The 15,431-nt window shown below is 60.5% G+C and carries 13 protein-coding genes; 6 read left to right on the top strand and 7 right to left on the bottom strand.

What is annotated here, in order from left to right; all coding sequences use genetic code 11:
* Positions 1 to 44 precede the first annotated feature (44 nt).
* Both ACM6IT_RS03280 and ACM6IT_RS03275 read left to right on the top strand, forming a co-directional pair.
* On the top strand, positions 45 to 1,046 hold the full coding sequence (locus ACM6IT_RS03280; RefSeq protein ID WP_223541440.1) for a glycosyl transferase family protein: 1,002 nt from the start codon (positions 45 to 47) through the stop codon (positions 1,044 to 1,046).
* A gap of 91 nt (positions 1,047 to 1,137) precedes the next feature.
* A complete protein-coding gene (locus tag ACM6IT_RS03275; RefSeq protein ID WP_414912930.1) occupies positions 1,138 to 2,139 on the top strand; it encodes a glutathione S-transferase family protein in 1,002 nt (333 codons plus the stop codon).
* Between the two features lie 22 nt (positions 2,140 to 2,161).
* Here the strand turns inward: ACM6IT_RS03275 and cysG are convergent, their stop codons facing one another.
* From cysG to ACM6IT_RS03245, 6 genes are all read right to left on the bottom strand, one after another.
* The gene (cysG, locus tag ACM6IT_RS03270) at positions 2,162 to 3,556 is read right to left on the bottom strand and encodes a siroheme synthase CysG (protein WP_414912931.1); all 1,395 of its coding nucleotides are present in this window, start codon (positions 3,554 to 3,556) and stop codon (positions 2,162 to 2,164) included.
* Positions 3,557 to 4,837, bottom strand: a complete 1,281-nt coding sequence (serS, locus tag ACM6IT_RS03265) for a serine--tRNA ligase (RefSeq protein ID WP_056723804.1) — start codon at positions 4,835 to 4,837, stop codon at positions 3,557 to 3,559.
* Between the two features lie 16 nt (positions 4,838 to 4,853).
* Positions 4,854 to 5,228 (bottom strand): fluoride efflux transporter CrcB, encoded by a 375-nt coding sequence (gene crcB / locus ACM6IT_RS03260; RefSeq protein WP_056723806.1) that lies wholly within the window; start codon positions 5,226 to 5,228, stop codon positions 4,854 to 4,856.
* On the bottom strand, positions 5,228 to 6,550 hold the full coding sequence (locus ACM6IT_RS03255) for a replication-associated recombination protein A (protein ID WP_056723808.1): 1,323 nt from the start codon (positions 6,548 to 6,550) through the stop codon (positions 5,228 to 5,230). Before ACM6IT_RS03255 ends, crcB begins: the two co-directional genes overlap by 1 nt.
* A 171-nt stretch (positions 6,551 to 6,721) precedes the next feature.
* Positions 6,722 to 7,345 carry an outer membrane lipoprotein chaperone LolA gene (gene lolA, locus ACM6IT_RS03250; protein ID WP_008049385.1) on the bottom strand — a complete coding sequence of 208 codons (624 nt, stop codon included), beginning with the start codon at positions 7,343 to 7,345 and terminating at the stop codon, positions 6,722 to 6,724.
* Positions 7,346 to 7,411: 66 nt separating this feature from the next.
* Complete coding sequence (locus ACM6IT_RS03245) at positions 7,412 to 9,823, bottom strand: DNA translocase FtsK (protein WP_056723810.1); 2,412 nt, start codon at positions 9,821 to 9,823, stop codon at positions 7,412 to 7,414.
* 306 nt (positions 9,824 to 10,129) lie between these two features.
* On the opposite strand from ACM6IT_RS03245, the gene trxB reads away from it, so the two are divergent.
* The 4 genes from trxB to infA all read left to right on the top strand — a co-directional run bounded on the left by trxB (position 10,130) and on the right by infA (position 12,927).
* Positions 10,130 to 11,089 carry a thioredoxin-disulfide reductase gene (trxB, locus tag ACM6IT_RS03240; protein ID WP_056723812.1) on the top strand — a complete coding sequence of 320 codons (960 nt, stop codon included), beginning with the start codon at positions 10,130 to 10,132 and terminating at the stop codon, positions 11,087 to 11,089.
* A gap of 62 nt (positions 11,090 to 11,151) precedes the next feature.
* Positions 11,152 to 11,832 (top strand): leucyl/phenylalanyl-tRNA--protein transferase, encoded by a 681-nt coding sequence (aat, locus tag ACM6IT_RS03235; protein WP_056723866.1) that lies wholly within the window; start codon positions 11,152 to 11,154, stop codon positions 11,830 to 11,832.
* 57 nt (positions 11,833 to 11,889) lie between these two features.
* Positions 11,890 to 12,597 (top strand): arginyltransferase, encoded by a 708-nt coding sequence (locus tag ACM6IT_RS03230; RefSeq protein ID WP_056723815.1) that lies wholly within the window; start codon positions 11,890 to 11,892, stop codon positions 12,595 to 12,597.
* Positions 12,598 to 12,708: 111 nt separating this feature from the next.
* The gene (gene infA, locus ACM6IT_RS03225) at positions 12,709 to 12,927 is read left to right on the top strand and encodes a translation initiation factor IF-1 (protein ID WP_002553999.1); all 219 of its coding nucleotides are present in this window, start codon (positions 12,709 to 12,711) and stop codon (positions 12,925 to 12,927) included.
* A gap of 204 nt (positions 12,928 to 13,131) precedes the next feature.
* Here infA and clpA read toward each other — a convergent pair whose 3' ends face one another.
* Positions 13,132 to 15,402, bottom strand: coding sequence for an ATP-dependent Clp protease ATP-binding subunit ClpA (clpA, locus tag ACM6IT_RS03220; protein WP_056723817.1), 2,271 nt, complete (start codon positions 15,400 to 15,402; stop codon positions 13,132 to 13,134).
* Positions 15,403 to 15,431: the final 29 nt, after the last annotated feature.

Genomic DNA, 15,431 nt, shown 5'->3' with positions numbered 1-15,431 from the left:
TGAAAGATAAACCACATATAACAGTTAGCAAGGCTCCGGAAGGTATGACCGACTACCCAGCACTGACACTCGAAACGCCCGCCGAGCACCCGTTCGCCCAGTTCGTGCGGATCCTTGGCAAAGGCAAGCGCGGCGCCCGTGACCTGACCCGGGTCGAGGCCCGCGAGGCCATGGGCCTGGTGCTCGATGAAAAAGTCGAGGAAACCCAACTCGGCGCATTCCTGATGCTGTTGCGGCACAAGGAAGAAAGCGCGCAAGAGATGGCGGGCTTCACCGAAGCCTTGCGCGAACGCCTGAATCCTCCGGCGCTGGCGGTGGATCTGGACTGGCCGACCTATGCCGGCAAGAAACGCCATCTGCCGTGGTATCTGCTGGCAGCCAAGTGCCTGGCACAAAACGGCGTGCGGATTTTCATGCACGGCGGCGGCGCCCACACGGCCGGTCGCTTGTACAGCGAGCAACTGCTGGGCGAATTGAACATTCCGCTGTGCCGCAACTGGCAACAGGTGGGTTCGGCACTGGATAACGGCGGCCTGGCCTTCATGCCTTTGATGGACTGGGCGCCACAGCTGCAACGCATGATCGACCTGCGCAACACCCTGGGCCTGCGCTCGCCGATCCACTCCCTGGCGCGAATTCTCAATCCACTGGGCGCCCGTTGCGGCCTGCAGAGCATTTTCCACCCGGGTTACCAGGCGGTGCATCGCGATGCCAGCGGCCTGCTGGGTGACACCGCCATCGTCGTCAAAGGCGATGGCGGCGAGATCGAGATCAACCCGGACGCCAACAGTCACCTGTATGGCACCACCGGGGGCGAGAGCTGGGACGAGGAATGGCCGCAGTTGTCGGCGCAGCGTCACGTCAAGCCTGCCTCGCTTGATCCTGAACATTTGAAAGCGGTCTGGCGTGGCGATGTGGTCGACAGCTACCCGCAAATGGCCCTGATCTCGACCATGGCCCTGGCCCTGCGCGGCCTGGGACAGAGCCGCGAACAGGCCTTCGAAACCGCTGAAAAATACTGGGCGGCGCGGGACAAATCGATTTAATCGATCATTCGCGCCCGATCTTTGCGCTTTTTGTTCGAACTCATCGGAATAGACTCGACTCCATCGATTATGGGTTTCAGGAGTCTTGAACATGGGTTTATTAGTGGATGGCCGCTGGCAGGACAAGTGGTACGAAAGCAGCAAGGACGGTGCGTTCCAGCGTGAACAGGCGCAGCGTCGCAACTGGTTGACCGCAGACGGCAAGCCGGGACCGACCGGTGTCGGCGGTTTTGCGGCCGAGCCCGGGCGCTATCACCTGTACGTGTCCCTGGCCTGCCCGTGGGCTCATCGCACTTTGATCCTGCGCAAACTCAAAGGCCTCGAAAACCTGATCGACGTTTCGGTGGTCAGTTGGTTGATGCTGGAAAACGGCTGGACCTTCGACCAGACCCTCGGTTCGACCGGCGACAGGCTCGATCACTTCGACTTCATGCACCAGCGCTACACCGCCGACACCGCCGACTACACCGGCCGCGTCACCGTACCGGTGCTGTGGGACAAAAAACTGAAGCGCATCGTCAACAATGAATCATCGGAAATCATCCGCATGTTCAATGGCGCCTTCGACGATCTGACCGGTAACGACCTGGACTTCTACCCGGCGCCGCTGCGCGGCGAGATCGATGCGTTGAACGAGCGGATCTACCCGGCCGTCAACAATGGCGTGTACCGCGCCGGGTTTGCCACCTCGCAGCAGGCTTATGAACAAGCCTTCGATGAAGTGTTTGCCGAGCTCAATCATCTGGAACAGTTACTGAGTGCCAACCGCTACCTGGCTGGCGAGTACCTGACCGAAGCGGACATCCGCCTGTTCACCACGCTGATTCGCTTCGATGCGGTGTACTACGGGCACTTCAAGTGCAACCTGCGGCGGATCGCGGATTATCCGAACCTGTCGAACTGGCTGCGGGAGATTTATCAGTGGCCGGGAATCGCCGAGACGGTGGACTTCACCCACATCAAGAACCACTACTACGCCAGCCACCGCACCATCAACCCGACGGGTGTGGTGCCCAAAGGTCCGGCCCAAGACTTCACCGCGCCCCATGATCGGGAGCGGTTGAGTGGCAAAGGGGTTTGGAAAAAGCGTTAAAAAGCAACAGCCAACGCAGTAATCAGACCTGCCCCTGAGCCCCTTCAAACCACGCCAGTTTCTCGCGCAGTTGCACCACTTCACCGACGATCACCAAGGTCGGCGCATGCACTTCATGCTCCGCCACCAGTCGTGGCAGGTCCGCCAGGGTGCCGGTAAACACTCGCTGGTTGACTGTGGTGCCCTGCTGGATCAGTGCCGCCGGGGTATCGGCGGCGCGACCATGCTTGATCAACTGCTCGCAGATGATCGGCAAGCCCACCAGGCCCATGTAGAACACCAGGGTCTGTGCCGGGGCCACCAGATCGGCCCATGGCAAATCGCTGGAGCCGTCCTTGAGGTGGCCGGTGATGAAGCGCACCGACTGCGCATAATCGCGGTGGGTCAGCGGAATCCCGGCATAGGCCGCGCAACCACTGGCCGCCGTGATGCCCGGCACGACCTGGAACGGGATGCCATGGGCCGCCAGTTCTTCGATCTCCTCACCACCACGACCGAAGATGAACGGATCGCCGCCCTTCAACCGCACCACGCGCTTGCCTTGCTTGGCCAGGTCCACCAATTGCTGGTTGATCTGGTCCTGCGGTACCGCGTGATCGGCTCGGCGCTTGCCGACGTAGACCCGCTCGGCGTCGCGACGGCACAGTTCGAGAATCGCCGGTGCGACCAAACGGTCGTACAGCACTACGTCGGCTTGCTGCATCAGACGCAATGCCTTGAACGTCAGCAGATCGGGATCACCTGGACCGGCGCCCACCAGATAGACCTCACCGGTCGCCACTGGCGCTTCGCCATCGATTTTCGCCTGGAGCAAGCGCTCGGCTTCACCGCCCTGCCCGGCCAATTGCCGGTCGGCAATCGGTCCCTGGAAAACATCTTCCCAGAACGCCCGACGCTGCTGCACATCCGGAAACAGGCCTTTGACCTGATGGCGGAATCGCGCCGCAAGCCCGGCCAGGTGACCGTAGGTGGAAGGAATCCAGGTTTCGATCTTGGCGCGGATCAAACGCGCCAGCACCGGTGCATCGCCGCCGCTGGACACGGCAATGATCAACGGAGAACGGTCGACAATGGCCGGGAAGATCACGCTGCACAGGGCTGGCGCGTCTACCACGTTGACCGGCACGCAACGCCGACGGGCGTCGGCGGAGACTTGTGCGTTCAGCGTTTCGTCATCGGTGGCGGCAATGATCAGCCCGCAACCGTCCAGATCCGCCTCGGCGTAGCCACGTAGCAGGCACTCGCCACCGCTGCCGGTAACCAGCTCGCGCAATTGCGCTTCGATTTCAGGTGCAACCACCCGCAGCAGCGCACCGGCATCGGCCAGCAGGCGGGACTTGCGCAAGGCAATCTCCCCCCCGCCGACGACCAACACACGACTGCCGCGCAGGTTATGGAACAGCGGCAGATAGTTCATTTAGCCGATGACCTCGAGGCCACCCATGTACGGCTTGAGGACTTCAGGCACGCGGATCGAACCGTCGGCCTGCTGATAGTTCTCGAGCACCGCCACCAGGGTACGGCCGACTGCCAGGCCGGAGCCGTTCAGGGTGTGTACCAGTTCCGGCTTGCCGGTTTCCGGGTTGCGGAAACGCGCCTGCATGCGCCGGGCCTGGAAGTCGCCACAGTTGGAGCACGACGAAATTTCTCGGTATTTGTCCTGGCTCGGGATCCACACTTCCAGGTCGTAAGTCTTGACCGCGCTGAAGCCCATGTCGCCGGTGCACAAGGCCAGGGTGCGGTAAGGCAGTTCCAGCAGTTGCAGGACCTTCTCGGCGTTGGCAGTCAGCCCTTCCAGCGCTGCCATCGACTGCGACGGCTCGACGATCTGCACCATCTCGACTTTATCGAACTGGTGCTGGCGGATCATGCCGCGGGTGTCGCGACCCGACGCGCCAGCTTCGCTACGGAAGCACGGGGTGTGGGCGACAAACTTGATCGGCAGCAGTTTCGAGTCGACGATTTCGCCGGCGACGATGTTGGTCAGCGACACTTCGGCGGTCGGGATCAGGTACAGGTCGGCTTCGCCTTCGCGCGCGATCTTGAACAGGTCTTCTTCGAACTTCGGCAACTGGCCGGTGCCTTGCAACGCCGGGGCCTGGACCAGATAAGGCGTGTAGGCCTCTTCGTAGCCGTGCTCGGTGACGTGCAGGTTGATCATGAATTGCGCCAGGGCGCGATGCAGACGGGCGATCGGGCCGCGCAGCAGGGCGAAACGGGCGCCGGACAGCTTGGCGGCGGTTTCGAAGTCCAGCCAGCCGAACTTCTCGCCCAGGGCGACGTGGTCCTGAACCGGGAAATCGAAGGCCGTCGGGGTACCCCAGCGACGCACTTCGACGTTGCCGTCTTCGTCTTCGCCGACCGGTACCGATTCGTGCGGCAGGTTGGGGATACCCAGCAGGATCGAGTCCAGATCGGTCTGGATCGCGTCCAGTTCGACTTTACCGGCGCTCAATTCGCCCGCCATGCGCTCGACGTCCGCCATCAGCGGCGCGATGTCTTCACCGCGCTGCTTGGCCTGACCGATGGATTTGGAGCGCGCATTACGTTCAGCCTGCAGTGCTTCGGTGCGGGTCTGGACGGTCTTGCGCTGTTCTTCCAGCGCTTCGATGCGCGCAACATCCAGGGTATAGCCACGGGATGCCAGGCGGTCCGCTACGTCCTGAAGGTTGCTACGTAACAGTTTGGAATCGAGCATGTCGGTTTCTCGTTTATCAAAGTTTGGTCAAGGACAGGCCGGCCCAGGTGGCAAGCAGCCCGCCGAATACGCTGAGCGCCGCATAGCCCAGGGCCAGCGGCACTTGCCCGCTTTCCAGCAGGCGCACCGTATCCAGTGAAAAGGATGAAAAAGTTGTCAGGCCCCCGAGGAAGCCAACGATCAACCCGGCACGCACCTCGATGGGCACCTCCGGGCGTATCAAAAACAGACCGTATAGAACGCCGATCAGCAAACAGCCCACGATATTAACGGCCAGCGTCGCTGTATAGAAGTGCCGCGGCCAATTCGCGTTGATCCAGTTGCCGGTGGCGAAGCGCAACAATGTGCCGGCCATCCCGCCGACGGAAACCGCAACGATCAAGGGAAGCACTATTTTCTCCGCTGCCTTGGGCTTAAACGGTCGAGTTTCGCCAGGTGATTGAGTTTTTCGCCGATCTTCAACTCCAGGCCACGGGGCACGGGCTGATAGAACGGGATCGGGTCGAGTTCTTCCGGGAAATAGTCTTCGCCAGCGGCATAGGCGTCCGGCTCATCATGGGCATAACGGTATTCATCGCCGTAGCCCAGTTGTTTCATAAGTTTGGTCGGCGCGTTACGCAGATGCAGCGGCACTTCCAGAGAACCGTGCTCGGCGGCGGCGCGCAATGCGGTCTTGAAGCCCATGTAGACCGCATTGCTCTTTGGCGCACAAGCCAGGTAGGTGATGGCCTGGGCCACCGCCAGTTCGCCTTCGGGGCTGCCGAGGCGCTCCTGCACCTCCCAGGCCGCCAGGCACAGGCTCAGGGCGCGGGGGTCGGCATTGCCGATGTCTTCGCTGGCCATGCGCACCACGCGCCGGGCCAGGTAGAGGGGGTCGCAACCGCCGTCGATCATCCGTGCGAACCAATACAAGGCGCCGTCAGGGTTGGAGCCGCGCACCGATTTATGCAGCGCGGATATCTGGTCGTAGAACGCTTCGCCGCCCTTGTCGAACCGCCGGCGGGTATCGCCGAGCAGGCTTTGCAGGAGATCGGTGCCGATCTCGCTGTTGTCTTCCGCCAGGTCCGAGGCGTTTTCCAGCAGGTTGAGCAGGCGCCGGCCATCACCATCGGCGGCCGACAGCAGCATCTGGAAGCCTTCGTCGCTGAGGGTCAGGTTGCGCTTGCCCAGGCCACGCTCTTCGGTCAGCGCGCGCTGCACCAGTTTGCGCAGGGCCGCTTCGTCGAGGCTTTTGAGCACGTAGACCCGCGCCCGTGACAGCAAGGCGTTGTTGAGCTCGAAGGAGGGGTTTTCCGTGGTCGCGCCGATGAAAATCAGCGTGCCGTCCTCGACATAGGGCAGGAACGCATCCTGCTGGGATTTGTTGAAGCGATGCACCTCGTCGACGAACAGGATGGTGCGGCGCCCGTACTGAGCGGCCTGCTGCTTGGCGATTTCCACCGACTGGCGGATCTCCTTGACCCCGGCCAGCACCGCCGAGACCGTTTCGAAGTGCGCATCCGAGACTTCCGCGAGCAATCGCGCCAGGGTGGTTTTGCCCACGCCCGGCGGTCCCCAGAAAATCATCGAATGCAGGGCACCCTGCTCCAGCGCTTCGCGCAGGGGTTTGCCGCGAGCGAGCACGTGTTCCTGACCGACGTACTCGTCCAGATTGGCCGCACGCAGGCGGGCGGCCAAGGGCTGGGCGATGGGGGCGCTGCGAAACAGATCCATGGTTACCTAAAAAACCTCACTGCCTATCAGCCAAATCATTAAACACCGCAAGCCCCTGTGGGAGCGAGCTTGCTCCGGGCGGCGTTCCGACGATAGCGTCAGGTCAGTCGACATTGCTGTTGAATGTTATGCCGCCATCGCGAGCAAGCTCGCTCCCACAGGTTATCTGTCTTATTCCTGAATTACGTCAGCCCCTTTCGGGATATCGAACTTGAACTTGGACGCAGGGATCGGCTCGTTGGCCTTCACCCCGGTGAACAGGATATTGGTGCGCTGACCAACGCTGTCGATCAGTTGCATATCATTGACCAGGCCATTGCGGAACGACAGGCGCAGGCTGTCGAACAGGGTGTCCTTGGTTTTCGGCTTGAGAGTGAAGTCGATCACCCCACCGGCTTCCTTGGCGCTGATGTCGAAGCTCTGGCTGATCTTGGACACGTCACCGGACAACAGCAAGGCCGGGGTCTGGGTCAGGCGCTGGTCGAGGTTCTTGATGGTGGCCTGTTCCAGGTCCGGGTCCCACAGGGTGACTTTCTTGCCATCGGAGATCATGGTCTGTTCGGCTGGCGCATCGGTGTGCCAGTAGAACAGGCCAGGACGCTGCAGCGACATCTCGCCAGCAGTTTCCTGCAACTGGGTGCCGGTGCCATCGAGGGTCAGTTGCGAGAAACGTGCGGTCAGGGTCTGGGATTTTTCCAGCAGTTGGGTCAGGCGCGCCACGTCCTTGTCATCGGCGTTAGCCTGGAGCGTGGTCAAGGCCAGTACCGGCAGCAACAGCATGCGGATCAGACGCATGGGAGTCCTCATAACATTCGTGGGAGTGCGGGCGGCGCCAAAGGCACCACCCTTTTCATACTCGGGTCAGTCGCGCACCGGGCCCGGGGCCAGGACTTCACGCGAACCGTTGGTGTTCATGGACGTCACGACCCCGGCCATTTCCATGGCTTCGATCATGCGCGCGGCGCGGTTGTAGCCGATCTTCAGTTTGCGCTGAACCGCGGAAATGGAGGCGCGACGGCTTTCCAGCACGAACTGCACGGCTTCGTCGTACAGCGCGTCGGCCTCGGGATCGTCACCGTCGCCGCCACCACTGCTGCCTTCAAAGCCGCTGCCCGCCTCTTCGACGCCATTGAGGATGTCGTCGTTGTATTCCGGCGCGCCCCGCAGCTTCCAGGCTTCCACCACGCGGTGAACCTCATCGTCGGACACGAAAGCACCGTGAACACGAATCGGCAGGCTGGTGCCAGGTGGCATGTAGAGCATATCACCGTGGCCGAGCAGTTGTTCGGCGCCGCCCTGGTCGATGATGGTCCGCGAGTCGATCTTGCTCGATACCTGGAACGCCATGCGGGTCGGGATGTTGGCCTTGATCAGACCGGTGATTACATCCACCGACGGACGCTGGGTCGCCAGGATCAAGTGAATACCGGCCGCACGCGCCTTTTGCGCGATACGGGCGATCAGTTCTTCAACCTTCTTGCCGACGATCATCATCATGTCGGCAAATTCGTCGACCACCACCACGATGGTCGGCAGCTTGCTCAGCAGCGGCGCTTCGTCGTGAATGCTTTCGCGCTTGTACAGCGGATCGCTCAACGGCTCGCCGGCGTCCTGGGCTTCCTTGACCTTGGCGTTGAAGCCCGACAGGTTTCGCACACCCATCTTGGCCATCAGCTTGTAGCGTCGCTCCATCTCGGCAACGCTCCAGCGCAGGGCGTTGGCGGCGTCCTTCATGTCGGTGACCACCGGGCACAGCAGGTGCGGAATGCCTTCGTAGATCGACAGCTCAAGCATTTTCGGGTCGATCATGATCAGTTTGGCGTCTTCCGGGCCGGACTTGAACAGGATCGACAGGATCATCGCGTTCACACCCACCGACTTACCGGAACCGGTGGTACCGGCCACCAGCAGGTGCGGCATCTTCGCCAGGTCAGTGATCACCGGCTTGCCGCCGATGTCGTGGCCCAGGGCCAGGGTGACCGGGGATTTGAAGTTGTCGTACTCGGGGGTCGACAACACCTCGGAGAAACGCACGATCTGCCGGTCTTCGTTGGGAATCTCGATACCGACCGTGGTCTTGCCCGGAATCACTTCCACCACGCGCACGCTGGTCACGGCCAGGGAGCGCGCAAGGTCTTTGGCCAGGTTGGAAATACGGCTGACCTTGACCCCGGCCGCCGGCTGGATCTCGTAACGGGTGATCACCGGGCCCGGGTGAATCGAATCCACCGTGACTTCGACGCCGAATTCCTTGAGCTTGATTTCCAGCAGGTGGCCAACCGCAGCCAGGGATTCAGGCGAGTAATTGAGCTGTTTCTTTTCCGCCGGGTCGAGAATCGAGATCGGCGGCAAGGTGCCTTCCACGGCGCTGTCGACGAACAGCGGCGCCTGCTTCTCTTTCTCGACGCGCTTGCTCGGCGCGGCGGGCTTTGGCGGCGCGGGCGCAATCACCGGCGGCACCTGCTTCTCACGCTCGGACATGTGCTTGCTCAGGGCTTGCTCACGTTCGATCAGGCGTTCCTTGACCTTGGCCTGCTCGCGCTTGTCGGTGACGGTCGGCGCGACCACTTCATCCATACGATCATCGACTTCACGCAACCGGGCAACCAGTTGTTTGCGCTCGGTACGGGCAGCCCACCAGCGATTGGCGGCGCCCTGGAACAGCTCGAACAGGTCGAGGGTGATTTTGCCGGTGATGTCCATCACCTTGAACCACGACAAATCGGTAAACACAGTCAGGCCGAACAGGAACAAGGCAATGAACAACAGCGTGCTGCCCTGGATATTCAGGGCGTTCCTGGCCAGTTCGCCGAGGCTTTCCCCCAGCGCGCCACCCGCACCGGCCGGCAGACCGGTCGCGGCATGAAAATGGATATGGGCCAGCGCGGCCCCCGACAGCACCAGGAACACCAGGCCGATCAGGCGCCAGGAGAACAGCCAACCGCTCCACTGCCACGGTTCGTGACGCTGGCGGAAGATCTGGTACGCCTTGACGGCCAGCAGCAACGGGAAGATGTAGGCGAAGTAACCCAGCACCATGAACAGGATATCGGCGCTGTAGGAGCCCGCTGGCCCGCCGAAGTTCTGCACATCGTCGATCTTGCTGTTATGACTCCAGCCCGGATCGTCCTTGCCGTAGGTCAACAAGGCCATCATCAAGAACAGGCACAAGGCACCGATGGCGATCAGCGCACCTTCCTTGAGTCGGTAGTGCAAGTGCTGGCGCCAGAGCGGTACGACGGCTGGTTTAGGTGCTGCGGTGGATTTCTTCAAAACGCTTCTTTTCCTGCGCCATGGGCGCGTCCATCTGGTGAATGTCTATAAAAACCGCGAAAAAACTGCCCAATCCAGGCAGGTAAAAAAGTTAACACGCGTTACCGGGACTACTTTTAACACTGCGCCCCGGTTTTTATAAACATGGCGCGCACTGAATATATGTAACACGCAGGGCATTGTACGGGTTTGTACGCACGACGCCATGCTTGAGACCCTTGGGTGTAGCATAGTCAAAAGCATATGACATGCTGTTCAATTTGAGCATGCATTCTCTTTTGTGACAAAGGCTTATGAGGTGTTTTTATGAGCGAAGCGAAGCATTCACGCCTGATCATCCTGGGCTCCGGCCCCGCCGGTTACAGCGCGGCCGTGTATGCCGCCCGCGCCAACCTCAAGCCCGTTGTCATTACCGGCATCCAGGCGGGTGGCCAGCTCACCACCACCGTCGAAGTGGATAACTGGCCAGGGGACGTTGAAGGCCTGACCGGGCCGGTGCTGATGGATCGCATGCAAAAACACGCCGAACGCTTTGCCACCGAGATCGTTTACGACCACATCCATACCGCCAAGTTGCAACAACGGCCGTTCGAGCTGATTGGCGATGGCGGAACCTACACCTGCGACGCACTGATCATTGCCACCGGCGCCAGCGCGCAATACCTGGGTCTGCCGTCGGAGGAAGCGTTTGCCGGCAAAGGGGTGTCGGCGTGCGCGACCTGTGATGGATTTTTCTATCGCAATCAGGTGGTTGCGGTGGTCGGCGGCGGCAATACGGCGGTCGAGGAAGCCTTGTACCTGTCGAACATCGCCAAGGAAGTGCACCTGATCCATCGGCGCGACAAGCTGCGCTCGGAGAAGATCCTCCAGGACAAACTCTTCGAAAAAGCCGCCAATGGCAATGTCCGCCTGCACTGGAACCAGAACCTGGACGAAGTGCTCGGCAATGCCAGCGGCGTGACCGGCGCCCGCCTGCGGGACAGCCACACCGGTGAAACCAAGGAGCTGACATTGGCCGGGGTGTTTATCGCCATCGGCCACAAACCCAACACCGACCTGTTCGCGGGCCAGCTGGAAATGCGCGACGGATATCTGCAGGTCAAGGGTGGCAGCGAAGGCGATGCCACCGCTACGGCGATTGCAGGGGTGTTTGCCGCCGGCGACGTGGCCGACCACGTTTATCGCCAGGCCGTTACATCTGCCGGGGCCGGTTGCATGGCGGCGCTGGACGCTGAAAAATACCTCGACGACATTCCAACCGTTTAAAGGCAAACTTTATGGCGGGCCAACACCCGCCACTGCCCTCCCCTTCTGCAAGCCTGGATGCCATGCTGACTTGGTTACAACGCAACACCTTGCATTTCCCACCGCTGGAAAAGGCCATGCGCGACCCCAACGGGCTTCTGGCTGCCGGTGGTGATCTGTCCGCCGATCGGCTGATCTCGGCTTATCGCCACGGCTGCTTCCCATGGTTTTCCGAAGGCCAGCCGATCCTCTGGTGGTCGCCGGACCCGCGTACCGTGCTGTTTCCCGACGAATTGCACATCTCGCGCAGTCTGAACAAACTGCTGCGCCAGCAACGCTATCAAGTGACCTTTGACCAGGACTTCGCTGCCGTCATCCGCGCCTGTGCAGCCCCCCGGGAGTACGCTGACGGCACGTGGATTACCGAGGCCATGCAGGACGCCTACATCGAGCTGCACAGGCGTGGACACGCGCACTCGGTGGAAGTGTGGGACGGGGACGAACTCGTGGGCGGGCTCTACGGCCTGGCAATGGGCCAGCTGTTTTTCGGCGAATCCATGTTCAGTCTCGCCGACAACGCCTCGAAATTCGGCTTTGCCACACTGGTGCGGCATCTGAAAGACTCGGGTTTTGTACTGATCGATTGCCAGATGCCCACCGACCACCTGCACAGCCTGGGCGCACGCGCCATTCCTCGCCGTGAATTTGCCAGCTATCTGGCCAGGCACCTGGACCAAGCCAACACCGCCACCTGGGTTTGCTGAGCGACTTTCTCCCGTGTGGCTTACACTTATTCAAAAGCATTATCCCGAGGGTTGATCATGACCGAGTTGGCGCGTTTGAAGTTCTATGCCACTCAGCCGCACTCTTGCAGTTATCTGCCCGAGGAGCAGGCCACAACCCTGTTTCTCGACCCTAGTCAGCCCATGGATGTGCATGTCTATGCAGACCTGTCGGAGATGGGGTTCCGGCGCAGTGGCGATCATCTCTATCGGCCGCATTGCCAGAATTGCAATGCCTGCGTTCCGGCGCGCATTCCCGTGGGGCAGTTCACGCCCAACCGGCAACAGAAACGCATCTTCAAGCGCAACGTGGATTTGCAGGTGCGTCCGGCCAGGCCCGGCTTCAATGAAGAGTACTTCGACCTTTACCAGCGCTATATCGAACAGCGTCACGCCGATGGCGACATGTATCCGCCGAGTCGCGACCAGTTCTCGACATTCCTGGTGCGGGACCTGCCGTTTTCCCGATTTTACGAGTTCCGCCTGAACGGCCAGCTTCTGGCCGTCGCCGTCACCGATTTACTGCCGAACGGTCTTTCGGCGGTCTACACCTTCTACGAACCGGCCGAAGAGCGCCGCAGCCTTGGGCGCTATGCAATCCTCTGGCAAATCGCCGAGGCCAGGCGGCTGGGGCTGGATGCGGTCTACCTCGGCTACTGGATCAAAAACTGCAAAAAAATGAACTACAAGACTCAATATCGCCCTATTGAGTTGCTGATTAATCAGCGCTGGGTGGTTCTAAACTAGAGCCGGCCCTAAACCCCTTGGCTTAAACCCCACTTTTCGGGCACAATGCACGCCGCTTTTGCCTGGCGCAGTTGCACCGGGCCATTCATTGGACACCGAGGGCTTTACTGCATGTCGAAAGAAGACAGCTTCGAAATGGAAGGCACTGTCGTCGACACCCTGCCCAACACCATGTTTCGTGTGGAGTTGGAAAATGGGCACGTCGTAACCGCGCACATCTCCGGCAAGATGCGCAAGAACTACATCCGTATTCTTACCGGCGACAAAGTGCGCGTAGAGCTGACTCCCTATGACTTGAGCAAAGGGCGCATCACTTACCGCGCCCGTTAATCAAGTCAATACAAGACGCCCGGCTCATGCCGGGCGTTTTTGTTTGCCTGCGATTTAGCTGCCGCACGCTGCCCTTGTAGGAGCTGCCGAAGGCTGCGATCTTTTGATCTTAAAAACAAAATCAAAAGATCGCAGCCTTCGGCAGCTCCTACAGACAGCAAAAAGGCGCCAATTGGCGCCTTTTTGCTTTATTGCGGTTTAACGTCAGGCCATCTCGGCCGTGGTCTCGAACTCGAAGGTCAGCTCACCATCCTTGATGTCGATGTGCACTACACCGCCATGCTCGGCCAGTTCGCCAAAGAGAATCTCCTCCGCCAGCGGACGCTTGATCTTGTCCTGGATCAGGCGAGCCATTGGGCGAGCCCCCATCGCCGCGTCATAGCCACCTTCGGCCAGCCAGTTGCGGGCTGCATCGGTGACCTCCAGCAACACACGCTTGTCTTCCAGTTGCGCCTGAAGCTCGGTAAGGAACTTGTCCACCACGCTCTTGATGACCTCATGACTGAGGCGACCAAACTGGATGATGGTGTCCAGACGGTTGCGGAATTCCGGCGTGAAGCTCTTCTTGATCACTTCCATCGCATCGGACGAGTGATCCTGATAGGTGAAACCGATCGAAGCGCGGGCTGCGGTCTCGGCACCGGCGTTGGTCGTCATGATGACGATCACGTTGCGGAAATCCGCCTTGCGCCCGTTGTTATCGGTCAGCGTACCGTGGTCCATGACCTGCAGCAGCAGGTTGAAGACTTCCGGATGCGCCTTCTCGATCTCATCGAGCAACAGCACGCAGTGTGGCTGCTTGGTGATGGCTTCGGTCAGCAGACCGCCCTGATCGAATCCGACATAGCCTGGAGGCGCACCGATCAGACGCGATACGGTGTGGCGCTCCATGTACTCGGACATGTCGAAACGAATCAGCTCGACACCCAGGGCCTTGGCCAACTGACGCGCCGCTTCGGTTTTACCGACACCGGTAGGCCCTGCGAACAGGAACGAACCGACAGGCTTGTCAGGGGACTTGAGGCCGGCACGGGACAGCTTGATCGCGGTAGCCAGCGAGTCGATCGCGGCGTCCTGACCGAACACGGTCAACTTCAGGTCACGCTCGAGGTTACGCAGCAGTTCCTTGTCGGAGCTGGTGACGTGTTTTGGCGGAATCCGCGCGATTTTCGCGACGATATCCTCGACTTGCGGCACTTCGATGCGCTTCACACGCTTCTCGACCGGTTGCAGGCGCTGGTAGGCACCCGCCTCGTCGATGACGTCGATGGCCTTGTCCGGCATGTGACGGTCATTGATGTAGCGCGAAGCCAGTTCGGCAGCCGCGCGCAGGGCTTCATCACTGTATTCGATATTGTGATGGCTTTCGAAACGCCCTTTCAGGCCACGCAGAATGCCAATGGTGTCTTCCACCGAAGGCTCCGACACATCGACCTTCTGGAAGCGCCGGGCCAAGGCACGGTCCTTCTCGAAGATGCCGCGGAATTCCTGGAAGGTGGTCGAACCGATGCAACGGATATCACCGGACGACAGCAGCGGCTTGAGCAGGTTCGAGGCATCCATGACGCCACCGGACGCGGCACCCGCACCAATGATGGTGTGGATCTCGTCGATGAACAGGATCGCCTGCGGACGTTTTTTCAGTTCATTGAGCAACGCCTTGAAGCGCTTCTCGAAATCGCCACGGTACTTGGTACCGGCCAGCAAGGCACCCAGGTCGAGGGAGTAAACCACACTGTTGGCCAGCAGGTCCGGCACCTGGTTGTCGACAATGCGCTTGGCCAGGCCTTCGGCAATCGCGGTTTTACCCACGCCCGCCTCGCCCACCAGCAGCGGATTGTTCTTGCGGCGACGCGCCAGGATCTGCGCGACACGCTCGACTTCCAGCTCACGACCTACCAACGGATCGATGCGACCCTGGCGCGCGAGTTCGTTGAGGTTGCTGGCATAAGCATCCAGGGGATTGCCCGAGGAAGAAGACTCACCACCCTCGTCGTCCTGCATATCTTGCTCACCTTCAGAGTGATCGCCATGCCCCGGCACCTTGGAAATGCCATGGGCGATGTAGTTGACGACATCTATACGGGCAACGCTCTGCTGTTTCAGCAGGAACACCGCCTGACTCTCTTGCTCACTGAAGATCGCGACCAGCACATTGGCACCAGTCACTTCGCGTTTGCCCGAGCTCTGTACGTGAAACACAGCACGTTGCAGTACACGCTGGAAGCCCAGGGTTGGCTGGGTTTCGCGATCCTCGTCATGCACGGGAATCAATGGCGTGGTGGAGTCGATGAACTCCTGCAGGTCATGCTTGAGTTTGTCGAGGTTTGCGCCGCACGCACGCAGAACGGTGGCGGCAGCCTCATTGTCCAATAGGGCCAGCAAGAGGTGTTCGACAGTCATGAACTCATGACGCTTCGAACGAGCTTCCTTGAAGGCAAGATTGAGGGTGACTTCGAGCTCGCGGTTTAACATAGCTTCACCTCATACCCAAGTGGTCGGCG

This window comes from Pseudomonas sp. IT-P4, from assembly GCF_949767755.1.
GTDB classification, from domain to species: domain Bacteria; phylum Pseudomonadota; class Gammaproteobacteria; order Pseudomonadales; family Pseudomonadaceae; genus Aquipseudomonas; species Aquipseudomonas monachiensis.
Note: the sequence above shows the minus strand (reverse complement) of the source record. Positions and strands in the feature narration are given on the sequence as shown.